The 23,992-nt window shown below is 52.2% G+C and carries 25 protein-coding genes; 7 read left to right on the top strand and 18 right to left on the bottom strand.

Features of this window, described 5'->3' with window-relative positions:
- Nucleotides 1-2: 2 nt before the first annotated feature.
- From ACIKP9_RS06275 to ACIKP9_RS06260, 4 genes are read right to left on the bottom strand one after another with little or no spacing between them, the layout of a single operon-like run.
- The gene (locus ACIKP9_RS06275; protein ID WP_400880696.1) at nucleotides 3-1,271 is read right to left on the bottom strand and encodes an ABC transporter permease; all 1,269 of its coding nucleotides are present in this window, start codon (nucleotides 1,269-1,271) and stop codon (nucleotides 3-5) included.
- Nucleotides 1,268-1,975: an ATP-binding cassette domain-containing protein gene (locus ACIKP9_RS06270; RefSeq protein WP_400880693.1), complete on the bottom strand. Its 708-nt coding sequence runs from the start codon at nucleotides 1,973-1,975 to the stop codon at nucleotides 1,268-1,270. Before ACIKP9_RS06270 ends, ACIKP9_RS06275 begins: the two co-directional genes overlap by 4 nt.
- On the bottom strand, nucleotides 1,969-2,499 hold the full coding sequence (locus tag ACIKP9_RS06265; protein ID WP_400880690.1) for a DUF2796 domain-containing protein: 531 nt from the start codon (nucleotides 2,497-2,499) through the stop codon (nucleotides 1,969-1,971). The genes ACIKP9_RS06270 and ACIKP9_RS06265 overlap by 7 nt, the downstream gene beginning before the upstream one ends.
- 43 nt (nucleotides 2,500-2,542) lie before the next feature.
- Entirely contained in the window at nucleotides 2,543-3,289 is a 747-nt protein-coding gene (locus tag ACIKP9_RS06260; protein WP_400880689.1) for a ZIP family metal transporter, read from the bottom strand.
- A gap of 556 nt (nucleotides 3,290-3,845) precedes the next feature.
- Here ACIKP9_RS06260 and ACIKP9_RS06255 point away from each other — a divergent pair.
- The 3 genes from ACIKP9_RS06255 to ACIKP9_RS06245 all read left to right on the top strand — a co-directional run bounded on the left by ACIKP9_RS06255 (nucleotide 3,846) and on the right by ACIKP9_RS06245 (nucleotide 7,471).
- A complete protein-coding gene (locus tag ACIKP9_RS06255) occupies nucleotides 3,846-4,118 on the top strand; it encodes a hypothetical protein (protein WP_400880687.1) in 273 nt (90 codons plus the stop codon).
- 604 nt (nucleotides 4,119-4,722) lie between these two features.
- Entirely contained in the window at nucleotides 4,723-6,711 is a 1,989-nt protein-coding gene (locus tag ACIKP9_RS06250; RefSeq protein ID WP_400880684.1) for an LTA synthase family protein, read from the top strand.
- Nucleotides 6,698-7,471, top strand: a complete 774-nt coding sequence (locus ACIKP9_RS06245) for a phosphatase PAP2 family protein (protein WP_400880681.1) — start codon at nucleotides 6,698-6,700, stop codon at nucleotides 7,469-7,471. Before ACIKP9_RS06250 ends, ACIKP9_RS06245 begins: the two co-directional genes overlap by 14 nt.
- A gap of 8 nt (nucleotides 7,472-7,479) precedes the next feature.
- On the opposite strand, the gene ACIKP9_RS06240 is transcribed toward ACIKP9_RS06245, so the two are convergent.
- Both ACIKP9_RS06240 and ACIKP9_RS06235 read right to left on the bottom strand, forming a co-directional pair.
- On the bottom strand, nucleotides 7,480-7,692 hold the full coding sequence (locus ACIKP9_RS06240) for a DUF3820 family protein (RefSeq protein ID WP_400880678.1): 213 nt from the start codon (nucleotides 7,690-7,692) through the stop codon (nucleotides 7,480-7,482).
- A 3-nt stretch (nucleotides 7,693-7,695) separates the two neighbouring features.
- A complete protein-coding gene (locus ACIKP9_RS06235) occupies nucleotides 7,696-8,013 on the bottom strand; it encodes a DUF4144 family protein (RefSeq protein ID WP_400880675.1) in 318 nt (105 codons plus the stop codon).
- Nucleotides 8,014-8,136: 123 nt separating this feature from the next.
- On the opposite strand from ACIKP9_RS06235, the gene ACIKP9_RS06230 reads away from it, so the two are divergent.
- The gene (locus ACIKP9_RS06230) at nucleotides 8,137-8,466 is read left to right on the top strand and encodes a cupin domain-containing protein (RefSeq protein ID WP_400880672.1); all 330 of its coding nucleotides are present in this window, start codon (nucleotides 8,137-8,139) and stop codon (nucleotides 8,464-8,466) included.
- A 78-nt stretch (nucleotides 8,467-8,544) separates the two neighbouring features.
- On the opposite strand, the gene ACIKP9_RS06225 is transcribed toward ACIKP9_RS06230, so the two are convergent.
- Together ACIKP9_RS06225 and ACIKP9_RS06220 are read right to left on the bottom strand one after the other, a co-directional pair.
- Nucleotides 8,545-9,696 (bottom strand): MFS transporter, encoded by a 1,152-nt coding sequence (locus tag ACIKP9_RS06225; RefSeq protein WP_400880669.1) that lies wholly within the window; start codon nucleotides 9,694-9,696, stop codon nucleotides 8,545-8,547.
- Entirely contained in the window at nucleotides 9,696-10,202 is a 507-nt protein-coding gene (locus tag ACIKP9_RS06220) for a MarR family winged helix-turn-helix transcriptional regulator (protein ID WP_400880666.1), read from the bottom strand. Before ACIKP9_RS06220 ends, ACIKP9_RS06225 begins: the two co-directional genes overlap by 1 nt.
- Before the next feature lie 176 nt (nucleotides 10,203-10,378).
- Here ACIKP9_RS06220 and ACIKP9_RS06215 point away from each other — a divergent pair, with 176 nt between their 5' ends.
- Nucleotides 10,379-10,690, top strand: coding sequence for a hypothetical protein (locus ACIKP9_RS06215; RefSeq protein ID WP_400880663.1), 312 nt, complete (start codon nucleotides 10,379-10,381; stop codon nucleotides 10,688-10,690).
- Here the strand turns inward: ACIKP9_RS06215 and ACIKP9_RS06210 are convergent.
- Complete coding sequence (locus ACIKP9_RS06210; RefSeq protein WP_400880660.1) at nucleotides 10,677-12,032, bottom strand: ATP-binding protein; 1,356 nt, start codon at nucleotides 12,030-12,032, stop codon at nucleotides 10,677-10,679. The two genes, ACIKP9_RS06215 and ACIKP9_RS06210, sit on opposite strands and share 14 nt — an antisense overlap.
- Before the next feature lie 19 nt (nucleotides 12,033-12,051).
- The gene (locus ACIKP9_RS06205; RefSeq protein WP_400881884.1) at nucleotides 12,052-12,750 is read right to left on the bottom strand and encodes a response regulator; all 699 of its coding nucleotides are present in this window, start codon (nucleotides 12,748-12,750) and stop codon (nucleotides 12,052-12,054) included.
- Between the two features lie 206 nt (nucleotides 12,751-12,956).
- On the opposite strand from ACIKP9_RS06205, the gene ACIKP9_RS06200 reads away from it, so the two are divergent.
- Entirely contained in the window at nucleotides 12,957-13,457 is a 501-nt protein-coding gene (locus tag ACIKP9_RS06200; protein WP_400880657.1) for a Spy/CpxP family protein refolding chaperone, read from the top strand.
- Between the two features lie 84 nt (nucleotides 13,458-13,541).
- Here ACIKP9_RS06200 and ACIKP9_RS06195 read toward each other — a convergent pair whose 3' ends face one another.
- The 6 genes from ACIKP9_RS06195 to ACIKP9_RS06170 all read right to left on the bottom strand — a co-directional run bounded on the left by ACIKP9_RS06195 (nucleotide 13,542) and on the right by ACIKP9_RS06170 (nucleotide 21,255).
- Nucleotides 13,542-13,757, bottom strand: a complete 216-nt coding sequence (locus ACIKP9_RS06195; RefSeq protein ID WP_230348075.1) for a formate dehydrogenase subunit delta — start codon at nucleotides 13,755-13,757, stop codon at nucleotides 13,542-13,544.
- 2 nt (nucleotides 13,758-13,759) lie between these two features.
- Nucleotides 13,760-14,596 carry a formate dehydrogenase accessory sulfurtransferase FdhD gene (fdhD, locus tag ACIKP9_RS06190; protein WP_400880654.1) on the bottom strand — a complete coding sequence of 279 codons (837 nt, stop codon included), beginning with the start codon at nucleotides 14,594-14,596 and terminating at the stop codon, nucleotides 13,760-13,762.
- 2 nt (nucleotides 14,597-14,598) lie between these two features.
- Nucleotides 14,599-17,448 (bottom strand): formate dehydrogenase subunit alpha, encoded by a 2,850-nt coding sequence (gene fdhF / locus ACIKP9_RS06185; RefSeq protein WP_400880651.1) that lies wholly within the window; start codon nucleotides 17,446-17,448, stop codon nucleotides 14,599-14,601.
- Between the two features lie 76 nt (nucleotides 17,449-17,524).
- The gene (locus ACIKP9_RS06180; protein WP_400880648.1) at nucleotides 17,525-19,075 is read right to left on the bottom strand and encodes a formate dehydrogenase beta subunit; all 1,551 of its coding nucleotides are present in this window, start codon (nucleotides 19,073-19,075) and stop codon (nucleotides 17,525-17,527) included.
- The gene (locus tag ACIKP9_RS06175; protein WP_230347828.1) at nucleotides 19,072-19,539 is read right to left on the bottom strand and encodes a formate dehydrogenase subunit gamma; all 468 of its coding nucleotides are present in this window, start codon (nucleotides 19,537-19,539) and stop codon (nucleotides 19,072-19,074) included. The genes ACIKP9_RS06180 and ACIKP9_RS06175 overlap by 4 nt, the downstream gene beginning before the upstream one ends.
- Before the next feature lie 306 nt (nucleotides 19,540-19,845).
- Entirely contained in the window at nucleotides 19,846-21,255 is a 1,410-nt protein-coding gene (locus ACIKP9_RS06170) for an FAD-binding oxidoreductase (protein ID WP_400880645.1), read from the bottom strand.
- 233 nt (nucleotides 21,256-21,488) lie between these two features.
- Between ACIKP9_RS06170 and serA the strand changes: the two genes are divergently transcribed.
- A complete protein-coding gene (gene serA, locus ACIKP9_RS06165) occupies nucleotides 21,489-22,721 on the top strand; it encodes a phosphoglycerate dehydrogenase (protein ID WP_400880642.1) in 1,233 nt (410 codons plus the stop codon).
- Nucleotides 22,722-22,841: 120 nt separating this feature from the next.
- On the opposite strand, the gene ACIKP9_RS06160 is transcribed toward serA, so the two are convergent.
- Both ACIKP9_RS06160 and ACIKP9_RS06155 read right to left on the bottom strand, forming a co-directional pair.
- A complete protein-coding gene (locus ACIKP9_RS06160) occupies nucleotides 22,842-23,321 on the bottom strand; it encodes a cupin domain-containing protein (RefSeq protein WP_400880639.1) in 480 nt (159 codons plus the stop codon).
- Between the two features lie 109 nt (nucleotides 23,322-23,430).
- Nucleotides 23,431-23,985 (bottom strand): TetR/AcrR family transcriptional regulator, encoded by a 555-nt coding sequence (locus ACIKP9_RS06155; RefSeq protein ID WP_400880636.1) that lies wholly within the window; start codon nucleotides 23,983-23,985, stop codon nucleotides 23,431-23,433.
- Between the last annotated feature and the right edge of the window lie 7 nt (nucleotides 23,986-23,992).

The raw sequence follows: 23,992 nt of genomic DNA, 5'->3' as shown, positions 1-23,992 counted from the left end.
GTCTAGAGCCTGGGAGTCAGGCCATCTGCGAGCGATAGCTTGTAGGCCATATATGCCGGGAACAGGCTGGCAAAAAGGCCTACCAATGCAATGATTGCGAGTAGTTGGAGCTCTTCCGCACTCAGCCAATGTAGTGACATCGCAATGCCGAAATGAGCTTGCATCAGTGGGGCTGCTAACAATGAGGCAATGGTCAATGCGGCCAGGCCGATGACGATGCTGAGCAGTGTGACAAACATCCCCTCATACAAGAGCAGCAAAAGAATTTCTCTTGGCTGCGCGCCTACTGCCCGCAAAATGGCCAGCTCCCTGCGCCGTTCATTTAGTCCTGAGATCATGATGGCGACTAGCCCCGTCAAGCTAACGACAACCACAATGGCTGAAACTGCAATCAGGCTTTTCTCTGCCACATCGACCACCTGCCATAGTTGTTCTAATGCTACGCCTGGCATGGTAGCCAGCAGAGGTTCATCCTTGAAGTCATTGATCAGTCTTTGCATGCGAAATACTGCAGCACGGCTTTTCAGGCCGATCAATGCCGCGGTAATTTCCTTGGGCTTCAGGTCAAATTTCTGCACATATTGTGGTGGAATATGAAATCCCGGTAATTGTGTTCCTCCTACCCAGTCAAGGTGAATGGCGCTGAGCGCCTCCAGACTGACATGCAGGGTATGGTCAACAGGTGTGCCGGTGGGTTTGAGGATGCCGCTGACGATAAATGGTTTGTCAGCGTGGTCAGCATGATGTCCCAGGCCTGTACCATGGCTGAGTGTGATCTGGCTACCAAGCGAGTAGCCTAGTTTCTTTGCTACCTCGGAGCCGATGACGGTATCAAAAACCTCATGGAAAGGCTTTCCCTCTGCAAGTTGCAGGGAAAGGCGGTCTCCATAGTGATAATGCTTGAAATAATCCTGATTCGTGCCCAAGACAGCAAAGCCACGATGCGAATCGCCTAGGGAAATCGGGATGCTCCACGCCACCATGGGGTTTTGTTGCAACTTTTCAAAGCTTGCCCAGCTGATGTTGTTGGTGGGCTCTCCCACGCGGAATACGGCATATAGCATCAGTTGTACTGGGCTAGTGCGTGCGCCGATTACCAGGTCGGTGCCGGAAATAGATAGACCAAAGCCCTGATGCACCTGCTCACGCAGGCGTTCGACCCCAAGTAATAGCATGACACTCAAGGCAACCGCCATCATGGTCATGCCCAAGGTGAGCTTGCGGTTCCATGCGCTATGTATGGCTAGGGTAAGCAGGTATTTCAAGTTCATGCAAACGCCTGCCTTCCTGCTTGATTGAGGTCGCTCAGGGCAATACTGCGGTGAAAGTTTGAGGCTAGCCTATGATCGTGGCTAACAAAAAGCAGGGTTGCCTGGTTGGCAAGGCACTCTTGTTTTAGTAGGTGTAGAAAGTGGAGTTGGTGGTGTGCATCCAGGGCAGATGTTGGCTCATCTGCAATGATGATTTCTGGGCTCCCGATCAATGCTCGTACTGCTGCAACACGTTGTTGTTGGCCAATGCTTAGGCTGGTGACTTTGCGTGACCACAGCGTGGCATCTATGCCCAAGGCGGCAAGCAGGCGATGTGCCTCAGTCGGGGCGCTTTCTCGAAGGTTGCTGTGGCGATAGCGGGAAAAGCGGCATGGTAGCAGGACGTTTTCCAGTACAGATAGATAGGGGATCAGGTTGAATTGCTGAAATAGAAAGCCGATATGATCCGCCCGGAATCGGTCTCGCGCTGCGCTACTCAGTGTGTCCAGGCGCTGGCCCAATATGCTAACCATGCCTACCTGGGCTAAATGTACGCCTCCGAGGATGCCCAGCAAGGTGCTTTTCCCGCTCCCACTTTCCCCATGCAAGAAGATATGCTCACCGCGGTGAATGAGCAGTGAAGGGATGTCTAGGCAGGGATGATGTTTTGCCCATGCAAACTGTAGATTTTCCAGTGCAATGGCTGGGGTGTTGGGCTCTACCATTTGACTTGGTTCTTTTTCGGTGTCAGTTGCATCATGTGCTGCCCGCTAATGGTGATGATTTGTACATCTATACGCTGGAGGCGGGGAAATCGCTCGAAAATCTGTACCGTGAGATTGGTCAAGGATTGAGGCTGCGTGCATTCATAGGTGAACTCTGCATCCAGGTCTGCGTGAGAGAGGCTTTGTTGTGCTGCTGGCGTGCTCCATAAGGGGGAGTCCAGATGGACTGCGATGCTTTTGCATACGGCTTTAGCCGGCAGAGCGAACAGTTGTGATGGCTGTAATAGTTGTTGTTTCAGGTTGGCGAGCGCTACTTTTTCTTCCGGCTTTCTTGGCGGGTGCTCAAATCCCAGCAGGCTTTCCATCGGGCTCTCCAGCGACAGAGTGAGATTTTTACCCTCTACAGCAATGTTGAGTTTGGCTACTCCATGGACATGGGCATGCTGTTCATGGGCAAAAGCAGGTGGCATGAATAGTAGAGCAAACCCCAACATCCAGAGGTACATTGGGCAATTACGATGCATGGTCTCTCCTTTTTTTGTGTGCTCCATTAATGTCATGACGCCATCAATGATGATGCAACTGCTGGGCGAGCAGGGATACTGCTATTCCGCAAGCGATCAGCCCCAGTTGATAGATGCTGTCTTTCAGTGAACGTTTTTGTTGCAATTCGGGCACAAGGTCAGCTACTGCAATATAGATAAAGCTGGATCCGGCAATGACGAGGATAATCGGGATGGCGGCCTGTGTTGCCTCTAATGCCAACCAGCCAATCACGCCACCTACCATCATGCTGGCGCCGGAGGCTGTATTCAGTAGTAGTGCTCTTGATTTGGAAAGCCCGGCATTGAGCAATACCATGAAGTCTGATATTTCCTGGGGAATTTCATGCATCATGACAGTGATTGCAGTTGCCCATCCCAATATTGGATCTGCCACGAATGCTGCCGCGATTAACACCCCGTCGACAAAATTATGCAGGCCATCGCCAATCACGATCATGGACACCTTCTGGTCAGCAAGAACTTCTGTGTGGGCATGATGGTGTTCATGGCGCCACAGCGCCATTTTTTCTAGTAGAAAAAACCCAAGGATACCTCCCAGTAATATCCAGCCCGCCTTATGTGGCTCCAGGCCTTGTTCAATTGCTTCAGGAATAATGTCCGTTAAAGCAAAACAGAGTAGGGTGCCAACTGCAAAAGCCACCATTTTGTCTGCAATTTTTGCCAGAGAGGTCAAGGATATGATGGCAGCCAATAGTACCGAAATGACACCACCGATCAGGGTGGCCGCCAGGATAGAGATCAGGAGCATTGAGGTAGGCGTAAATAGATGATTGGAAAAGTGGTGCTTTGGGCGCAAGCAAGGAAGACATCGGAGTGACGCTCCATGTGTTTTGTTTTTGCACGCGTATGTTGTAAAACTGGCGTGACGTCACGCAGGGTGAGAGTGCGGCAGAGGCCTCCTCCATGGGAGCATTTGGTCAGGCTGACTTTTGTATGGATGTGGGAGTTCACTGCAATGATTCAAGTGATTCAATCGTGGTGAGAATGGTAGTGCAATTCTGCTGCAATTTGCAACATAATTGCATTTTTGTTGTAAAGCGTGCATGAGGTGATGCGCATGGAGACAAGAGTGTTATTGATCCTAGGCTATGCAGCTCAATAACCGTATGTGCTCATCTTGATTAAATATAAGTGATTTGTTGGTGACTATACTCAGGAGGCATCACCATGGGTAGCAGGCATGATTACACGCAGTGACTAGTTCCACTGACATATAAATGTCATGTAGTTGACATGATACTGGGTTACTTTCTCCTCAGTGGCTCATGCTGAGCCTGATGTTATTCAAGGGAGACGAACGAATCATGAAAACTTATACATGCCAGGCAGAGTATCTGAAGAAGGCCATTGATCTGAGTGAAAAGAAGGCAGAGCGGCTGCTTTCTCGCATGAGTGTGCATTTATATTCTGAGCTGCTACGGGATGCTTATTCGCCTCACGAGATATTGGCTATCCAGTTGCAGATTGAGGCAGAACAGCTACAGGAATGGCGTCAACGCGTGGCGCAACTCCGCCAGCAAGAGCAGGTGTGGCTTTCCCAGCGCACTCCATTGGCTAGCCCTGCCACTGTCAATTGAGGCATCGTGTCATGAGACCCAACTGATATCTTCAGCATGTTTCATTCAGATGTTACCGGGGTGTCTCTTTTTTGAGACGACATATTTTATATTTAAAACAATGGGATATTGAATTGTGGCGTCATAAGTTGTGGGGGGTGTGTCTCTTTTTTGAGACGAGGTAAGATTGCCAGGGTTGCTAATATATTTAAATATTATGTTTAGAATCAATTGGTTGTTTTTGTTGGCATGGATGATGCTATATGTTCTAGTGAAGTACTAGTCTATTTTAGACTACCGAGTCCAAGCCATCCCCCCCTGGCGGAAGACTCACCATCCAACGCCGGGCTTTTGCCCGGCGTTTTCATTTCTGTGTCCTTCACAATCCATCATTAGTACTGTCATTTATTGCAGTCTCTATGGCTGCACTCTGCAAAAAATACCTGCATGTTTTGTTGATTATGAGCTTTTTCAAGAGCTTGGGAAGCTGGGCCTAGATTTTACATATGTAAAATTGTTTAAATAATCATCATGTTAAGAATTGTTGTTTTCTTCTATTCATCACGCTGGTGAAGTGGAATGGCATTTGCCCTCTTAGGCATATCTTGTTTAAGGGAATGAATCGATGCCAACTTCTCAATTTTCTCAGGGCCTGTCGCGGACAAAGCGCACATGGTCGTTGAGTGTCGTCTTGGCCATGGTGGCCATGATGCTCTGGTTGATATTGCGCATGGTGCTGTGGCTAGATTTAGGCAAAGTTGGCCCAGGATGGGGGGATGCCTTTCATGTGCTGGCCTTGGGGGCTTGGTTTGATACTTGGACACTGGCGTATCTCCTAGCACCGATATTGCTGCTGAGTGGCGTGCTACCTAATCGTCTCAGAGTCAGTCGTGCTGCAACAGTATTCAGGTGGTGGCTATTAGGGGCGGCGACGGCCTTGCTGATGTTTGGTGTGGTGGCTGAATTCATTTTCTGGCAGGAGTTCACCACGCGCTTTAATTTCATCGCAGTGGATTATCTGGTCTACACCCATGAAGTGCTAGGTAATATCTGGGAGTCGTATCCTGTGCCTGCCATTTTGGCGGCCATCGTCATGGTGGCAACAGGTTTGACCTGGGGGTTGGGACGCATGTTGACCATCAAGGCTAGCCCACATGGCTGGCGTACCCGTATGGCTTTGGTCGCTACCGCGATTGCGTTGCCAGTGGCGGCAACGCAATTTGCCAACCTTGATCAGGCCGAGAGTCGTAACCATTACGCACAAGAGCTGGCGAGCAATGGTGTGTTTGCATTGGCTGCGGCTATGCGTCGTAATGAGCTTGACTATGATCGCTTTTATGCCACGTTGCCAGAACAGCAGGCCTCGCAAGTGCTAGCTTCGATGGGGCTGCATATGGGGCATGGCCAGGGTGCGATTCAATTGGCTAGCCTGGATGCATCTACGATACATCCAGTAGACGGCCTGCCAGTTAATTTCAAGCGTAGGCCGAAGAATATTGTGCTGGTGACCGTGGAGAGTTTATCGGCCGATTATCTTGCCAGTTTCGGTGGTCAACCTGGCTTGACACCTGCTTTGGATAAATTGGCTGCCGAAGGGCTGAAATTCACCCACCTTTATGCCAGTGGTACGCGCACGGTAAGGGGGCTGGAGGCGCTCTCGCTGGGTACGCCGCCTATCCCGGGGCAAGCGGTAATTCATCGCCCGAATAACGAGCACCTAGTCACGCTAGGAGAGCAACTGCAAAGCCATGATATGGCGAGTTACTTTATCTACGGCGGCTATGGCGTATTCGACAATATGAATTATTACTTCCGGAATAATGATTACCGGGTGGTTGATCGCACTGATTTTCTTGCCAATAGTATTGCGGCAGAAAACATTTGGGGTGTTGCGGATGAAAGCCTATTTGCCAACACTTTAACCACGCTGGATGCAGCCTATGCGCAAGGCAAGCCTTTCATGGCACAGGTGATGACGACCAGCAACCATCGCCCTTACACATTCCCGGATGGTCGTGTGCAGGCGGAGCAGGGGACGCGTAGCGGTGCTGTGGCTTATACCGATTATGCGATTGGCCATTTCATTGAACAGGCGCGTAGCAAGCCTTGGTTCAAGGACACCTTGTTTGTGATTGTGGCCGACCATTGCGCCTCGGTCGCGGGGAAAACCAGTCTGCCTGTTGCTCGTTACCATATTCCCTTGATTTTTTATGCGCCGGATTTGTTAGTAGCAGGCACCTATGACCGCATGGCCAGCCAGATAGATATTGCGCCCACCCTGATGCAGGTACTTGGCTTGCCCCAGCAAGGATTTTTCGGTGAGTCGATGTTTGCAGAAAATTTAAGCGAACCACGCGCGTTCATCAGCAATTATCAGGATTTGGGTTATTACAAGCGTGATCAGTTGATCGTATTGTCGCCAAAAGGCAAGGTGACAGCATTCAACATTAATCCAACAGATTTTGAGGCGACGCCGATTGCGGTAGATGAGGGGCTGAGACAGGAGGCCATTGCCTATTACCAGAGTGCGTCACATGCATTCCAGCGTGGCGAGCTCAAGTATGCACTACCTAGGCGCTTGCTGGCAGAAGGAGGCCGTCATGCGCATAGCTAACAGCATTGTGCCTTTACGGCCTATTTTGGTGACATTGTTCCTTGCGGCGCTGGCGATGTTGGCATTGGAACATTTCACTCATATTGATGTGTGGCTGGAGGATTGGTTTTTTGATGCAGCCTTGCATGATTTCCCGTGGCGCAATAGCTGGTTTGCCACGGATTTTGCCCACGGCAGCCTGAAAAACTTCATTATCAACAGTGGGACCATATTGCTGGTGGTGATGCTGATCGACAAAATATGGCGCATTCGCCGTATGCCGAATTTCTGGCGCTATCGCCTGCAAATTGTCGCCTGGGCTTCTGTCTTGGTGCCAGCCGTGATTCGCGGCATTAAGCGTACATCAGTGCTGAATTGCCCGTGGGATATAGACCGTTATGGCGGTCATGTGCCATACCTCAAGATGTTTGATCATGTGCCTGCAGGGTGGGTACCTGGCCATTGCTTCCCAGCCGGTCATGCCAGCACTGGCTTGTGGCTGGCATCACTGTGTGTGTTTTGGCTGCCTCATCATCCACGCCGGGCGTTGGGCGTGTTTTTTGCTGGTTTGTCGGTAGGCCTTGCCATGGGCTGGATACAGCAAATGCGGGGCGCACATTTCCTGAGCCATACTTTATGGTCGGGCTGGATAGCCAGTGTAACGGTGCTGCTGCTGGTTTTTGCTTATCAACGTCAGTTGCGATTGCACACACAAATGCCAGCTTGCACTTGGCTAACACGCTTGAGAAGCTTGGCCAGCGCTCACAGGCGCCCCTCTTGATGAAAGACTTATTGCTTGCGTAAGGGTTTCAGCAGATCAGCAAGACCATTGTGGTCCAGCTCTTGCATCAAGGCCAGTAACTTGCCTAGCTCCCCGGGAGGAAAGCCCTCCCGCGCAAACCAATTGAGGTAGTTGCCGGGTAGGTCGGCAATCAAGCGGCCTTTATATTTGCCAAATGGCATGGTGCGGGTGACCAGTAGCTCAAGGTCGTGCTGATTCATGCCTTAATCCTTTACCAGGCTGGCGAGTATTGCAAAGGCCTCGGGGATGCTGGCTGCGCCTAGTTTGGATGTGCAGCAAATACCTTCCAGCAGGGCATGCTGACGGATGAGCGTCAGTATTTCACTTAGCGTAGCTTGACCATTGGCGGTCAAATGCTTGTCCGGGCCCGGTATGAATATCTGGCCTGTGGCATCTATCAATCTTGTTGCTGTGCTAGGCACAGGCCATGTGGCGAAAGCTTCGGCGTTATTCAGCAACGCTAATTCAGCATCACCAAGATACTGGATCAATGCTGGCCAATGGATAGTTGAGGTTGTCATGTCTATGGGGTGGTTGGTCTTTACGCAATAGGGCGTTACCATAACGCCTTTTCCCTGGCGTTGTCAGGATCATTTTAACGCCTCTGGCCCAAGCAGGAAGAGGCAAGACCGAAAGCAGCTAGCATGAGCAAGATAGTCATTGAAAACAAGCCATCCTCCACCCGCCTGGAAACCTTAGGGGTCAGCAAGTGGCCTACCTGGTCCAAGGAAGTATCGACATTTCCCTGGGTGTTCCCTGAGCAGGAAATTGCTTATATCCTCGAAGGTGAAGTGGTGATCACGCCGAATGATGGCAGCGCTCCCGTCACTTTTCGCAAGGGGGATCTGGTGACTTTCCCTGCTGGCTTGCGCTGCACTTGGGAAGTCAAGCAGCCACTGCACAAGCATTATCAACTGGATGGCAGCTTGATTGGCCGCATCTATCGTCGCATCAAGCTGTTTTTCACCAAGTAAGTTAGTAGAAACAGTATCAATTCCTTGACGATCCAGCCTGGTGATAATGTCACTGACTGGATCGCTTCACACCTCGCGCTAGCGCCTGATATGCAAGGCGTATCGCTTCGGATCAAACCCCCAGCCTAGCCCCATGGTGATGATGAAGATGAGCGTTAAGCCAAGCCATACCATGCTGAAATCATGCAATGCATCGCGCAACATGCCGGCCAGTATTGGTGATGCTCCCGCAATCAAATAGCCTACCCCTTGCACGTTCGCGGTCAATATTCCGGCTGATTGCGCGTCTTCCAGGTGATCCATGCAGGCAATCAAGCTCAAGGGAAATAATGCTCCTACGCCACATCCTGCCAGAATCACTCCTACCCACGCCATCTGTGCTCCGGCATTCAGGCAGAGTATGCCTGCAATCGCCAGTAGCAGTGCCAGCATGATCCAGGGGCGCCTGTCTGGGGACCTGGCGGCAAGTTGCGATAACAGCAGGCCAGAGATAACTTCAGTGGTGCTGAGTAGTGATAAGGCCAGCCCTGCTGTCGTGGCATCATAGCCAAGATCAATAAAATGCGGTGGCAACCAGGCTAGCATGCACGTGAAGCCGGATGTTCCCAAGCCAAAAAAGCCAGCCAGCCGGCAGAAACGCCCGGGTTTTAATGTGACCTTGGCATTGGCGGCGGCAGTATGTGGCATGGCTGGTACCAACCATAGCAACAGCACTAGGGTAGGGACTGCCAACAAGCCCCAACCTCCCAATGCCCAGGCAATATTACTCGTATGCAGTATCTGCGGCGCGAGTGCGGCTGATATGGCTGCCCCGGCCATGATGGCCGAGACATACATCCCCATCAAGGATGCTGTTTGTGCTGGCCATTGGCGTTTGATGACGATAGGCAGGAATGCCTGTACCAAGGCAATCCCTAGACCTGCAACGATGGAGGACAAGATCATGCTGGCTGGGCTTTGATTGAGCAGGCGACTCAAGGTGCTGATGCCAAGTACGATCAAGGCCAGGGCTAACAAACGTCGCAAGTCAGCTCGGCTCAGTAGCCATTGGCTGCTCAGTGCTCCCAGCCCCATCATGACGATAGGTAGGCCATTGAGCAGGGAAATCCAGCTATAACTGAGGTGCCAGCTTTGCAGCAGGTATTCTGTCAGTGGGCCGATAGAGGCCATCACCGGGCGTAAGTTGAGCCCCAATAATACTAGCAAGAGGATGACGGAAAGCTTGTGCATTATTGTTCCCCTTCGAGGCTGAGCAATAGCTGGCGCAAACCATGATTGATCGCAGTTTTATCCGCTTGTTCAAGTGGGCTGAATGTAGTGGCCAGCTTGGCTAGGTAAAGCTCTAGCAACGGTTCAAACAGCATGTGCCCCTCAGGAGTCAGCTTGACTTCCATGCTGCGTTTGTCAGCCGGATTTACCCGTCGTTGAACCAAGCCTTTGTTTTCGAGGCAGTCCAGGCGGTTGGTCATGGCACCTGAGGTAATAAGTAGGCGCTGATATAGCTCGGTGGGAGAAAGTGTGCCGCCATTGCGGCATAAGGTGGCAAGCACATCAAACTCTCCCTGGTTCAGGCCTGCGTCCTGGATCACTGGCATGATGTGTTTGACGAGAAGCGTGACGCTGCGAAGCAAGCGTGTAGCCAGCTCCATGTCAGCATAGCTCCTGTTGGGTGCAATATGCTTCCAATCGTCGATGAGGCCGTCAATATGGTCTTGGAGTTGGTTGGCTGTTTGCATAGTATCTTAATGTAAAGATAATTTATCTTGATATTAAGATAAATGCATAAGCCAAGCAAGCTGTGTATTTTTATCAGTATTGTCCTACATCAGCTTCAGTCCTTGCTGACTGCGCATAGCATCAGATTTGTGGATGATGTCGCTACCTACAAATAACAGCAAAAATGGAAAGCGACATGGACTTGTTCAAGGTGTGTGTGGCATTTGATGATGCCGATGACATCTATCTCAGCGATGCATTCGAGCATCAGGATGATATTTGCCTGGCATTACGCTGGATTGATGAGCCCGCTCATGACAGCAAGCGTCCGGAGCGCGTGTTAAGAGTCCCCAAAGCGCAACTGCAGTCAACGGATGACTCTTTGCATTACGAATACCTCCTACCACGTGCATTGCCAGGACAATTACGTACGGCGCGACATAGTGCGGAAATCCCGCATGGTTATGCGCTGGAGCTCAGCCCTAATTACACCTTTACCCTGCAATAGGCGAAGAGTTGCTGGTGATGGATAAGGGGAAGGAACAACGTACGCATAGCCCGCCATCGGCACAGTTACTGAGCACGATATTGCCTTGATGATGCTCAATGGCTCGTTTCGCAATGGCCAGCCCTAACCCATAGCCGATATGCCCCGGCTTATCCGTGCCTTGTACGCGGTAAAAGGGTTGAAACACTGATTGCGTCTCTGTATCCGGCAAGCCAGGCCCATGATCCCGTACTTCTACTATCAGTGCTTGGTGATCCTGGCGGATAGAAACTTCTATCGATTCGCCAGCCTGATTGTATTTGAGCGCGTTGCGAATGATGTTCTCGAAAGCGCGGCGTAACAATTCATAATGTCCATGCAAGATGATTTCATGCGATGCTTTGAACTGGATATTGCTCCCCACCGCTTGCGCCTCAAAATTAGCATCCTGCACAATGGTGGCTAATAAATCATTGAGGCTCAGTTTTTCACTACTTTCGCTACTGATACCAGATTCCAGGCGCGACAGCGTCAACATTTGGCCTAGTAGCTCGTCCAGTCTCTCGGTTTCACGCTCAATGCGACTCAAGGCAGATGCCAGTTTTTCTGGTTGTTGTTGGGCCAGGCCCACCGCCAGCCGCATGCGAGCCACTGGCGAGCGTAGCTCATGCGATACATCGTGTAGTAGCAGACGTTGTGCGTCCAGCAGGGTTTGCAGTCGCGTCGCCATATAGTCGAAGTCTGCTCCCAACTCGATCAGCTCATCGTTACGATTCCCCAGTTCCGGGCTGACCCGTGCGCTTAAGTCACCCTCGGCCAGCCTGCGGCTGGCCTTGCGTAGCAACTTGATCGGTCGGCTGAGGTAAAGGGCGAAGCCTGCACTAAATAGCAGGCTGGCCAGCAGGGCGATGAATATTTGCAGTTGCAGGTTGTAGCGAGGAGGCCCGGCTGATTCAGCGCTGGTGGCTGGAATAAACAAGATATATTCATGTTGGTTGCTGGCTTTGACGCGACGCACACTGGGAATCGGTGGAGCCTGATCCAGCGCAAGAATGGCTTGTTGCAATGCTTCGGGTGGCACGCTACGTCCGAGGATGTCCTGATGCTCTTGGTTGATGACCAGTACCGTGGGGGAGCGATGTCCTGGCCAGCTCTCAAACAAGGCTTTGGCACCAGCCTCACCACCATATTGCAGGGCATTGGCGGCAATGCCGACGACGAAATCTGCCCTGCGGTCTCGCAGGAAACCTTCTTCACCTGATAGCGTTTTTTCATTGAGGTAGATGGCACCGCCCACGCCTGCCAGCGTGACCAGCAGTGTCAGTGAAAACCCAAGGAATATTTTCCAGAATAACTTGCCCATCAAAGATGCCTCGCCAGTGTTAGCTCGCGATGAATTGATAGCCCACGCCACGTACGGTCTGGATTGGCGAGCGACCATCTTCCAGCAGGCCTAGCTTTTGGCGCAAATTGCTCACATGTACATCCACGCTACGGTCATAACGCGTTTCTGCTCGTCCTAATGCCTGGGTGAACAAGTCGGCTTTGCTAACGACGCGTCCGGCATTGCGTGCCAGCACTTCCAGTAATGCATATTCGCTGGTGGTGATGTCTAGCGGTTCGCCTTTCCATTCAATGATGCGTTCCGAAGGGTAGATGGCGATCTTGCCGACGCGTGTGATGTTCGGCGTGTTTTGGCTGTGCAGGGCTTCATCCCTAACGACGACGCGACGCTGTATCGCACGTAGCCGGGCGACCAATTCACGTGGGTTGAATGGTTTTGAGAGGTAGTCATCCGCGCCCAATTCCAAGCCAACAATGCGGTCGATCTCATCCCCTTTGGCTGTCAGCATAATCACCGGGATCTGGCTGCTGGTCCGGATGAGGCGCAAGGTGTCAAAGCCATTGAAACGCGGCATCATGACGTCTAGCACCACGAGGTCATATTCGCCAGAAAGGGCCAGGCGGGCGCCTTCTTCCCCATCGTGGGCAATGGTCAAGGTGAAGTCTTCCGCACCCAAATATTCTTCCATCATCTGGCAGAGTTCGACGTCATCATCGATGAGCAAGATACGTAGCACTGTTTTCACCTTTCACTTCTTTCATGTTGCACATGGCATTCTGCCGTAGGCATGGCTTGGAGAATCAGCATCTTACAAAGTTTTACGCACAATTACACCGATTTGACCTAAGCCAACAAACATTTATCCAGGCGCTTGATCATAGTAGGCAGACAAGCTTATTTGTCATGTGATGATTATTTTTAACAAGTAAAGGAGTATTGATCATGATCAAGCTACGCAAGTTGCTGGTTCCATCTTTTATCTTGGCCTCTTCGGTATTGGCGATGGGTATGGTAGCCGTGCATGCCGAGTCGGGGTCTGGGGACAGCAAGTGTGATAAGGGCAAGCAGCATGCAGCATTTGGCGAGCGTCATGGCTTTTCCGAAGGACGCTTGCTGGAACATAAACTCAGCAAGCTGAACCTGACTGACCAACAGCAAGCTGAAGTTAAGCAGATTGTCGACCAGCAGAAGCCATTGCTGGCAGAAAAACGCCAAGCATTGCATGCCTCCTTTAAAGCGCTCACCTCGGCTTCAACCAGTGAGCAATATGATCAACAGAAAATACAAGCCTTAGCTGGAGAGCAGGCCAAGTTACAGGCGGATTTGCTGGTGTTGCGCAGTAATACCTTGCATGAGGTCTATCAAGTGCTAACGCCGGAGCAGAAGCAGAAATGGGGCGAGTTTCAATCCAAAGTACGCCCCAAGCATGATGACAAAGCTTGAGTGCCGCCTGACTGACACATTCTCGATCACATGAAATAACAATGCCCGGTGTCGCCGGGCATTGTTATTGAAGTGTCATGCACCTTAATGCATGTGTTCCTTGATGGCGCTTAACACCAAGGGACTGAGGCCAGTGTCGGGATGCTCGCCGATATATCGCACAATTTGCTGCCGCATCTGCGGAGCCCAGAAGCGTTGCAAATGGCTGGCAATATCCTTCTTTGCTTGCTCAGGGTCAGGGTAGGATCGAAAGAAATCACCGATCTGGTTCGCCATTTTTACCAAGTGTTCTACGTTCATGCTCATACCAGCTCCTTGTGTAACAAACGCTCTGCCACGCTATACACCACATGCTGCTCCTTACGCGCAAATCCTACCAGGGTAAGCCCGCAACCTTGGGCCATCCTGATAGCCAGACCGGTTGGCGCAGAAATGGCGACCAGCATGGGGATATCCGCGCTGGCTGCTTTTTGCACCATTTCATAGCTGGCGCGGCTGGAGGTCAATACGAAACCGTCACGCGGCAATGCTTGCTCGGCAAGCGCGCCTATCAGTTTGTCCAGGGCATTGTGGCGTCCGACGTCTTCCCGTACCAACAAAACCTGGCCTTCCCGGTCTGCCCAGGCCGTGGCATGAGTGGCACCAGTACGCCCCTGCAAGGCTTGCTGCGCCTGCAATTCCCGTTGGGCGCGGTAAATGGCTGCGGCATCAAATGTGATCTCAGTCGCTTGTATTTTCCTGGGTACGCGAATCGCCTGATCCAGGCTTTCGGAACCACATAAGCCGCAGCCAGTACGTCCAGCCATGCTGCGCCTGCGCTCCTTCAGATGAACAAAGCGCTCTGTCGAAATTTCCATCTGCAACTCTATGCCGTTGACGCGCTCGACGATGTCAACGCCATACAAGTCTTGTGGGCTGGACAATATACCTTCGCAGAGCGAAAAACCCAGCGCAAAGTCGGTGAGATCATCCGGGGTTGCCAGCATCACGGCATGCGAGATGCCGTTGTAGATCATGGCAATCGGTACTTCCTCGGCGACTTGGTCTTGCCGCTCCTGCAGTTCACCATGCTCGTACTTGAGCACGGTGACGCAGCTATCGGTTGCTTCGGCTTCTATCAAAAACGCTGGTGCTTTCATCCTTATTCCACACGGGCTGTATCCCGTTGTTTGACCAAGGCAATTTGATCACTGCTGAATTCCTGGTAATTGCGCTGCCATTCTGACAGCTGCGATACACGGGTGACCTGTACCGCAGTTACCTTGAATTCAGGGCAGTTGGTTGCCCAGTCTGAGTTGTCGGTAGTGATGACGTTGGCACCAGATTCGGGGTGGTGGAATGTGGTGTAGATCACGCCAGGTTGTACGCGCTCGGTAATCTTGGCACGTAGCACCGTATTTCCGGCCCGGCTGGTCACACCTACCCAGTCGCCATCCTTGATGCCGCGATCTTCGGCGTCCTGCGGATGAATTTCCACCACATCCTCGGGGTGCCAGGCGACATTGTCGGTGCGGCGTGTCTGGGCGCCAACATTGTAGTGCGACAGTATACGCCCGGTGGTGAGGATGAGAGGGTACTTGTTGTTGACCTTTTCAGAGGTAGGCACATATTCCGTGATCATGAAGCGCCCCTTGCCGCGGACAAACTCATCCACATGCATGATAGGGGTGCCATCAGGATGATCTTCGTTGCATGGCCACTGAATGCTGCCCATCTCTTCCAGTTTCTTGAAGCTGACACCATGGAAGGTAGGCGTGAGCCTGGCGATTTCATCCATGATTTCAGAGGCATGCTGGTAAGGCATGGGATAGCCCAGTGCCTCGGAGAGCATGGCGGTAATCTGCCAATCCTCGTATCCATTCTTCGGCGTCATCACGCGGCGCACGGGCGAGATACGGCGCTCCGCATTGGTGAAGGTGCCGCTCTTTTCCAGGAAAGAGCAGCCAGGCAGAAACACGTGCGCGTACATCGCGGTTTCGTTGAGGAATAAATCCTGCACGATCACGCACTCCATTGATGCTAGCGCATGGGTCACATGCTGGGTATTGGGGTCGGATTGGGCAATATCTTCGCCTTCGCAATACAGCGCCTTGAAGCTGCCATCAATCGCGAAGTCCAGCATGTTGGGGATGCGCAAGCCTGGCTCGTTATCAAGTGGCCGGCCCCAGGCTGATTCAAACAATGCGCGGGTGGCATCATCCGAGACATGGCGGTAGCCAGGAAACTCATGTGGGAAGGAGCCCATGTCGCAGGAACCTTGCACATTGTTCTGGCCGCGTAGTGGATTGACACCTACACCTTCGCGGCCAATATTGCCGGTGGCCATCGCTAGGTTGGCGATGCCCATGACCATGGTCGAGCCTTGGCTGTGCTCGGTCACGCCCAAGCCATAGTAGATCGCGGCATTGCCACCAGTGGCAAATAAGCGTGCGGCAGCACGGATATCGGCAGCAGAAACGCCAGTTGCTTCTTGCAAGGCTTCTGGCGCGTTTTCCGGTTGGGTGACGAACTCGCTCCAGTATTGGTATGAGTCCCACTCGCAACGCTCACGGACAAACGCTTCGTCGACCAGGCCTTCGGTCACGATGACATGGGCCATGGCTGTGATCAGCGCCACATTGGTACCGGGGCGTAGTTTCAAGTGGTAATCAGCCTTGACGTGGGGGCTGGAGACCAGATCGATGGCGCGAGGGTCAGCAATGATGAGCTTGGCGCCTTGGCGCAGTCTCCGCTTCATTTGCGAGCCGAATACCGGGTGGCCATCGGTTGGGTTGGCACCGATCACCATGATGACATCGGATTTCATGATGGAGTCAAACGTCTGTGTGCCAGCAGACTCACCCAAGGTTTGTTTCAACCCATAGCCGGTCGGGGAGTGGCAGACGCGGGCGCAAGTATCGACATTGTTGTTGCCAAACGCTGCCCGCACCAGTTTCTGTACTAGGTAAGTTTCCTCATTGGTACAACGGGATGAGGTGATCGCTCCGATGGAGTTGCGTCCATGTTCGCCCTGAATGCGCTTGAGTTCGCTGGCAGCGTAGCTGATCGCTTCTTCCCAGGAGACCTCTTGCCATGGGTCGCTGATATGTTTGCGTATCATCGGCGTGGTGATGCGGTCGCGGTGGGTAGCATAGCCCCAGGCAAAACGGCCCTTGACGCAGGAGTGGCCATGATTAGCGCCACCGTTCTTGTCCGGCACCATGCGCACGACTTGCTCGCCCTTCATTTCGGCACGGAAAGAACAGCCGACGCCGCAATATGCGCAAGTAGTGACCACACTATGCTCGGGCTGCCCATGTTCCACCACGGTTTTTTCTATCAGTGTCGCGGTAGGGCAGGCGGCAACGCAGGCCCCGCAGGAAACGCATTCGGAATCCAGGAAGTTATCAAAATTACCTGCGGCCACCTTGGAGTCAAAGCCGCGTCCTTGGATAGTCAGTGCAAATGTACCTTGGGTTTCTTCACATGCACGGACGCAACGCGAGCACACAATGCACTTGGAAGCATCAAACTGGAAGTAGGGGTTGCTGATGTCCTTGGGGGCGGCCAGGTGATTTTCACCTTCATAGCCATAACGTACTTCACGCAGGCCGACCGCGCCTGCCATGTCTTGCAGCTCGCAGTCGCCATTGGCAGAACAGGTCAGGCAATCCAGGGGGTGGTCAGAGATATACAACTCCATGACGCCGCGACGGATGTCGGCTAGCTTGGCGGTTTGGGTATGTACCTTGAGACCTTCATCCACCGGGGTCGTACATGAGGCAGGATAGCCGCGCCTGCCCTCAATTTCCACCAGGCATAACCGACAGGAGCCAAAAGGCTCCAGGCTGTCGGTCGCACAGAGTTTGGGAATGCTGACTCCTGCCTCCATGGCGGCACGCATGATCGATGTGCCTTTGGCGACGGTAATCTGTTTTCCGTCAATTTCCAGCGTGACTTGCTGCTCAGTTGTCCGGCTCGCTGGGGTGCCGTAATCCGCTTGCTTGTCCATCACTTTCTCCTCTTGAACTTCTTTGACAGGCTCCGGGTTTTTATTGGGGATGCCTGCCGCTATTTACTGCCCTAACTCATGCTGCACGTTCCTTCTTACTGATGCCAAAATCCTCGGGGAAATGGTTGAGCGCGCTCAAGACCGGATAAGGCGTCATGCCCCCTAACGCGCACAGCGAGCCATTCAACATGGTGTCGCTGAGATCGCGTACCAGGGCGATCTGTCTGGCGTGATCGGTGCCTGCGATGATCTTGTCCATGACCTCAACGCCGCGTGTGGAGCCGATGCGGCACGGCGTACATTTGCCGCAAGATTCAATCGCGCAGAATTCCAGTGCATAGCGCGCCATGTGGGCCATATCCACCGTGTCGTCAAAGGCGACGATGCCGCCGTGGCCGAGCACGGCCCAGAGTTTGCTGAATGCTTCGTAATCTAGAGGTGTGTCGAATTGTGACTCAGGCAGGTAAGCGCCCAATGGCCCGCCCACCTGTACCGCCTTGATTGGCCTGCCCGAAGCAGAGCCGCCGCCGTAATCGTAGAGTAACTCGCGCAGGGTCACGCCAAAGGCTTTCTCTACCAGCCCGCCGTGTTTGATATTGCCAGCGAGCTGGATGGGCAAGGTGCCGCGTGAGCGGCCCATGCCATAATCGCGATAATAGGTGCTGCCTTTATCAAGAATGATGGGGATGCTGGCAAGCGAGATGACATTATTGATCACGGTTGGCTTGCCAAACAGGCCCGCAATGGCGGGCAATGGTGGCTTGAAGCGAACCAGGCCACGCTTGCCTTCCAGACTTTCCAGGAGGGCAGTTTCTTCACCACACACGTAAGCGCCGGCAGCTCTGCGTACTTCCAGGTAAAAATCGTATTCGCTACCAAGAATGCCGCGTCCGAGATAACCCGATTCATAAGCGCTCTTGATGGCAAGATTGAGCGCCGCGATCGAGTGGGGATACTCAGAACGTACATAAATATAACCCTGGGTGGCACCGACAGCGACCCCGGCAATGGTCATGCCTTCGATCAATACAAATGGGTCGCCCTCCATGATCATGCGGTCAGAGAAGGTGCCCGAGTCGCCTTCGTCAGCATTACAGACAATATATTTCTGCTCTGCCTGTGCATCCAGCACCGTCTTCCACTTGATGCCGGTTGGGAATGCAGCACCGCCGCGTCCGCGCAGGCCTGAATCTGTGACTTGTTGTACGATGTCTTGCCGCGCCATGGCGATGGCATTGCGCAAGCCCCGGTAACCATCATGATTAATGTAGTCTGGCAACGACACCGGGTCAGTAATGCCGACACGTGCAAAAGTCAGGCGCTCTTGCTGTTTCATCCATGGCAGTTCTTCTGTCAGGCCCAAGCTGAGTGGGTGATTGCCACCATCAAGAAAATTGGCATCAAACAATGCACTGACTTGATTTGGCGTGACTGGCCCGTAAGCCATGCGTCCTTGTGGCGTAACCACCTCAATCAATGGCTCCAGCCAGAACATGCCGCGTGAACCATTGCGTATAATTTGTAATGGTATGTGGCGCGCCTCGGCCTCCTTGGCGATGGCGGCAGCGACTAAATTAGCGCCTAGAGAGAGTGCGCTGGAATCGCGCGGGATATACAGTGTTTTCATGATGCCCTCCTGGCGTTGGCGAGCAATTGCTCGACTTGCTGGGGGCTGACGCGACCATAAATCTCATCGTCGAGCATGATGGCGGGGGAGCAGGCACAGTTGCCAAGGCAATAAACAGGTTCGAGGGTGATGCTGCCATCGCTGGTGGTTTCATGATAATCAATGCCCAGCGTGGACTTGACGTGTGATTCCAGTGCATTGCAACCCATGGCTTGGCAAGATTCAGCACGGCATACCTGCAATACATGCTTGCCTGGCGGGTGCGTGCGGAAATGGTGATAAAAGCTCACCACGCCGTGGACTTCTGCAACAGAAAGATTCAGTGCCTTGGCGATATTGCCATAGCACTCCTCTGGGATATAGCCTAAATCGTCTTGAATCGCATGCAACAAAGGCAGCAACGCACCAGCCATGTGTTGATGTGATTCGATGTGCGATTTAATGCGTGCCATCTGGTCATGCATTACTTTCTCCTCGAATCCATATTCACTACGGACTACGTTATTGTTATTGCTTCTACTGCTTATAGTACGAACTATATACTGAATTGTACACAGTAGGACAATAAAAACCATGATATGTAAACAGGTTATTTTTCGCCCTACATAACGCGTTTTTCACTGGCTATTGATATGCCCAAAAGAAGCTACCAGCATCTATCACTCGCTATACTTGTATGTCTCTATTGCTAAGACAGTTGGGGATGATGATAGTTTGGAATAAAAAAAGCCCTGTTATGTAGAACAGGGCTTGGGGAAGAATATCTGGAATTAAAGGTCGAAAATCTTGCCGGGATTCATGATGCCATTGGGGTCGAATACCTTTTTGAGTTCGCGCATGTAGCCGATTTCAATGGGGTCACGGGTGTAGGCAAGATAATCTTTCTTGGTCATGCCTACGCCGTGCTCGGCAGAAATTGAGCCGTTGTATTTCTGTACAGTCTCGAAGACAAATTGGTTGACCACTTTGCACTTCTCGAAGAAATCATCCTTGCTCAGGTTCGCCGGTTTGAGGATGTTAAGGTGCAGATTGCCATCGCCGATATGACCAAACCAGCAGACTTCAAAGTCTGGGTAATTGGCGCTGACCACTGCATCAATGTCCGCAATGAAGGCTGGCACGTGGGTGATTAGCACCGAAATGTCGTTCTTGTAGGGTGTGAATGGCGCAATGGTTTCAGATATGCCTTCGCGCAAATGCCATAAGGCTTGGGCCTGCGCTTGCGATTGGCTCATCACGCCATCAAGGATCCAGCCTTGCTCCATGCAGTGCTCGAATATCTGCATGGCATCGTCGACCACGGCTTCGAATCGGCCCTCGAATTCCAACAGCACATAAAGCGGTGATTCTGTGTCGAACGGGCGTGCGGCATGGCCATGGGCGAGGACTTTTTCTAGTGCCACTTGGTTGAAGAATTCAAAGGCGGTGAGGTCGATACGTTGCTGGAAGGCATGCAGAATAGGCATCACGGAGGCAAAGTCAGGCACGCTCAACACCAAGACTTTCAAATCTTGTGGTGCACGTGTGAGTTTGATCTCCGCTTCGGTGACGATACCCAATGTGCCTTCTGCGCCAATAAAGAGCTGGTGCAGTGCATAGCCCGTGGCATTCTTGATCATTCCCTTGTTGAGGTGCAGAACATCGCCCTTGCCGGTGACCACGGTGAGGCCTAGTACCCACTCACGCGTCATACCGTAGTGGATGACCTTGATGCCACCGGCATTGGTGCCAATGTTGCCACCCACTTGGCTGGAGCCAGCCGCGGCGAAATCCACGGGGTAGTAAAGGCCTTGCTGCTCGGCGTATTGTTGCAACTGTTCGGTCACCACGCCCGCTTGTATCTTGACGAGGCGATCGGCAGGCAGGAAATCCAGTACCTTATTCATGCGATCTAGGCTGATGACAATCTCACCATTGGTAGCCACGGCACCCGCAGAAAGTCCGGTGCGGCCACCACTCGGGGTAACGGGGATATTGTATTCATTGGCGAGCTTGACGATGGCTTGCACTTCCTCTGTGCTGCCTGGAAACACGATGACGGAAGGCTTAGGCTCGAAATGCTTGGTCCAGTCTACGCCCCAGGTCTTGAGGCTGTCTTCATCTGTTTTGACGCGTTGTTCGCCCACGATGGCGTGCAGTTGTTGCAGCAGTGCTGGTGGAAGGCTGGCTGGAGCATTCATTCAATGTGACCCTGGAAATAGCAGTGAAAAATTTATTGCAAGATTGTCAACGATCGGGCGATCTGGTGAGTTATTCTAGCAGCTTTTACAATTGATATTGATTCCCGATCTCAGTTTTATCTTGGCTGGTTTGCTCATTAGGCAGTTCAGGCTGTATCCCTTGCTTCATCAGGGTTTAATAAGTCTGCCGCTATGCTAGGATGACTGATTTTTGGCCTTTTCCCGGAGCTGTAATGACCCAACAACTATCCCTGCCAAAAGACAAGATCCGCTTTTTGCTGCTTGAAGGTGTGCACCAGAACGCGGTTGAAGTGTTGAATGCCGCAGGCTATCACAACATTGATTATCGTAAGACTGCACTGGATGAAGATGTCCTGATCGAGGCGATCAAGGATGTGCACTTTATCGGTATCCGCTCGCGCACCCAGATCACCACCAAGGTGCTGGATGCTGCCAATAAGCTTACCGCCATCGGCTGCTTCTGCATCGGTACCAATCAGGTTGATCTGGATGGTGCGCTGGAGCGCGGTATCCCGGTATTCAATGCACCTTATTCCAATACCCGCTCTGTAGCTGAATTGGTGCTGGCGCAGACTATCCTGCTGCTACGCGGCATTCCCGAAAAGAATGCCTTGGTGCACAAAGGCGGCTGGACGAAATCAGCAGAAGGTTCCTTTGAAGCACGTGGCAAGACCCTGGGCATTGTGGGTTACGGTTCTATCGGTTCGCAATTGTCCGTATTGGCGGAAAGCCTGGGCATGAAGGTGATCTATTTTGACGTGATTGCCAAGCTGCCATTGGGCAATGCGCGCCAGGTTGGTTCCATGCAAGAGCTGCTGTCACAGGCTGATGTGGTGTCGTTGCACGTGCCTGAGTTACCTTCGACCATGAACATGATGCGTGCGGAACAGTTCGCCCAGATGAAAAAGGGCGGCATTTTCATCAATGCGGCACGCGGTACTTGCGTAGATATTGACGCCTTGGCAAATGCCATCGACTCCAAGCATCTGGCTGGTGCGGCGATTGACGTGTTCCCGGTTGAGCCTAAGGCCAACGATGAGGAGTTCCTGTCGCCATTGCGAGCTTTCGAGAATGTGATCCTGACCCCTCACATCGGTGGCTCCACCCAGGAGGCGCAAGCCAATATCGGCATTGAGGTTGGCGAGAAGTTCGTGCGTTATTCTGATGCAGGCTCTACTGTCACGGCGGTGAATTTCCCTGAGGTTGCCATTCCGCAACAGCCTGGTACGCATCGCTTATTGCATATCCATCGCAATGTCCCGGGCGTATTGTCTGCGGTGAACAGCTTGTTTGCGCGCAACAACATCAATATTGCCGCTCAAAGCATGATGACCAAGGGCGATATCGGCTACATGATCATGGATGTGGAAGCCTCTGCCTCCAACGCTGCCATTGAGGCCTTGCAGACCGTGGAAGGTACTTTGCGTACACGCGTACTGTACTAGGCTTTAAGCATTACTTCGCTTTAAGAACAGTTTGCAGCCTGCTTTACTTAATGCCCCTTCATTCTGATTGCCAGAATGAAGGGGTTTTCAATTAAACCGTGTTAACACGACACCTGTAGCTTATTTCTTCCTCGGATCATCCTTGGGGTTGGAGTAGCTAATATCCCAAGGCCCTGTGGCAATCAGTTCCACGATGGTTTCCTCTTTTTCGGTCCATACATAATGCGCATGGCCGGCGGGCAACACAAAGCTTTCTCCTACCTTCAGCGTTTCACCCTTGTTCTTATCCAGGACTTCGCCCATACCATTGCCAAGTTTACCCTTGAGTACAGTGATGACTTCGGTGTAGGGGTGGGTATGTGCCGGGATAGGGTAGTTAGGGGGGAATTTCAGCCAGGCGATAAATACACCTGGCTTGGATGGATCCCCAAGAATTAGGGCACTCTTGGCACCTTTGGGCAGAAGGGGCTCGTCTTTCCAGTTGATGTTGGCCGCGTTGTAAGACTGCATCTTGTCTGCTGTCATACGTTCTATCTGATCTGCAGCCTGTGCGCTCAATGTTGTCAATGCAAGACACAGGGTGATGAATATAGATTTCATTGCTACTCTCCTCTATTTGATGAGTGCCCGCTTTGCGCGTGCTAAACAGTTTTTACAATCACGAATGAAGCTAGAAATGATGCATGTGGTATTGAGTTCCTCCTTTTTGTTATTGAGCGGACTTGATCAACGTTTGCACCAAGCTCTGCGCGTGCTGAATGGAAGGGTTGCCTTGTTGCTGGCGCCCCGTGATTGAGGCGCCCTCTATAACCAAGGCCAGCTGCAGGGCTAATGCTTCTGCTTGCTTGATGCCGGCACGTGTTGCCAAGCTGGCAATCTGCTCGCGTAATTGCCTGGAGAATTCTTTTGCAGTTTGGTTGACCGGGTTATCGTGCTGTGGAAATTCAACCTCTGCATTCAATGAGGCAAAGCCCTTGAAATTCTGATCGGCAATGACATCTAGCAGTTGCTGCACCAAAGACTCTAGCTCAGCCAGTGCATTTTCCTGTTGCGATGATGCGGCAAGTTTCTTCCAGAGCTTGGCATCCTGTTCGCGGAGATACTCGATGATCAGCAACTCCTTGGATTTGAAGTATTTGTAGAGCGTGACCTTGGCGACCTGTGCCTGGGCGGCAATGTTGTCTACGCTGGTGGAGTTGAAACCCTGGCGCGAGAAAAGATCGCCCGCGGCTTCAAGAATGTAATCGCGCATTCTGGATGACATATAAATC

The organism is Methylobacillus methanolivorans, assembly GCF_044751345.1.
Taxonomy (GTDB): Bacteria; Pseudomonadota; Gammaproteobacteria; order Burkholderiales; family Methylophilaceae; genus Methylobacillus; species Methylobacillus methanolivorans.
This window is presented reverse-complemented; position numbering and strand designations above follow the sequence as displayed.

Bases quoted from the DNA above. Each gene is read 5' to 3' on its own strand.
- ACIKP9_RS06275 (WP_400880696.1), bottom strand. From the start codon at position 1,271: ATGAACTTGAAATACCTGCTTACCCTAGCCATACATAGCGCATGGAAC.
- ACIKP9_RS06270 (WP_400880693.1), bottom strand. From the start codon at position 1,975: ATGGTAGAGCCCAACACCCCAGCCATTGCACTGGAAAATCTACAGTTT.
- ACIKP9_RS06265 (WP_400880690.1), bottom strand. From the start codon at position 2,499: ATGCATCGTAATTGCCCAATGTACCTCTGGATGTTGGGGTTTGCTCTA.
- ACIKP9_RS06260 (WP_400880689.1), bottom strand. From the start codon at position 3,289: ATGCTCCTGATCTCTATCCTGGCGGCCACCCTGATCGGTGGTGTCATT.
- ACIKP9_RS06255 (WP_400880687.1), top strand. From the start codon at position 3,846: ATGAAAACTTATACATGCCAGGCAGAGTATCTGAAGAAGGCCATTGAT.
- ACIKP9_RS06250 (WP_400880684.1), top strand. From the start codon at position 4,723: ATGCCAACTTCTCAATTTTCTCAGGGCCTGTCGCGGACAAAGCGCACA.
- ACIKP9_RS06245 (WP_400880681.1), top strand. From the start codon at position 6,698: ATGCGCATAGCTAACAGCATTGTGCCTTTACGGCCTATTTTGGTGACA.
- ACIKP9_RS06240 (WP_400880678.1), bottom strand. From the start codon at position 7,692: ATGAATCAGCACGACCTTGAGCTACTGGTCACCCGCACCATGCCATTT.
- ACIKP9_RS06235 (WP_400880675.1), bottom strand. From the start codon at position 8,013: ATGACAACCTCAACTATCCATTGGCCAGCATTGATCCAGTATCTTGGT.
- ACIKP9_RS06230 (WP_400880672.1), top strand. From the start codon at position 8,137: ATGAGCAAGATAGTCATTGAAAACAAGCCATCCTCCACCCGCCTGGAA.
- ACIKP9_RS06225 (WP_400880669.1), bottom strand. From the start codon at position 9,696: ATGCACAAGCTTTCCGTCATCCTCTTGCTAGTATTATTGGGGCTCAAC.
- ACIKP9_RS06220 (WP_400880666.1), bottom strand. From the start codon at position 10,202: ATGCAAACAGCCAACCAACTCCAAGACCATATTGACGGCCTCATCGAC.
- ACIKP9_RS06215 (WP_400880663.1), top strand. From the start codon at position 10,379: ATGGACTTGTTCAAGGTGTGTGTGGCATTTGATGATGCCGATGACATC.
- ACIKP9_RS06210 (WP_400880660.1), bottom strand. From the start codon at position 12,032: ATGGGCAAGTTATTCTGGAAAATATTCCTTGGGTTTTCACTGACACTG.
- ACIKP9_RS06200 (WP_400880657.1), top strand. From the start codon at position 12,957: ATGATCAAGCTACGCAAGTTGCTGGTTCCATCTTTTATCTTGGCCTCT.
- ACIKP9_RS06195 (WP_230348075.1), bottom strand. From the start codon at position 13,757: ATGAACGTAGAACACTTGGTAAAAATGGCGAACCAGATCGGTGATTTC.
- fdhD (WP_400880654.1), bottom strand. From the start codon at position 14,596: ATGAAAGCACCAGCGTTTTTGATAGAAGCCGAAGCAACCGATAGCTGC.
- fdhF (WP_400880651.1), bottom strand. From the start codon at position 17,448: ATGGACAAGCAAGCGGATTACGGCACCCCAGCGAGCCGGACAACTGAG.
- ACIKP9_RS06180 (WP_400880648.1), bottom strand. From the start codon at position 19,075: ATGAAAACACTGTATATCCCGCGCGATTCCAGCGCACTCTCTCTAGGC.
- ACIKP9_RS06175 (WP_230347828.1), bottom strand. From the start codon at position 19,539: ATGCATGACCAGATGGCACGCATTAAATCGCACATCGAATCACATCAA.
- ACIKP9_RS06170 (WP_400880645.1), bottom strand. From the start codon at position 21,255: ATGAATGCTCCAGCCAGCCTTCCACCAGCACTGCTGCAACAACTGCAC.
- serA (WP_400880642.1), top strand. From the start codon at position 21,489: ATGACCCAACAACTATCCCTGCCAAAAGACAAGATCCGCTTTTTGCTG.
- ACIKP9_RS06160 (WP_400880639.1), bottom strand. From the start codon at position 23,321: ATGAAATCTATATTCATCACCCTGTGTCTTGCATTGACAACATTGAGC.
- ACIKP9_RS06155 (WP_400880636.1), bottom strand. From the start codon at position 23,985: ATGTCATCCAGAATGCGCGATTACATTCTTGAAGCCGCGGGCGATCTT.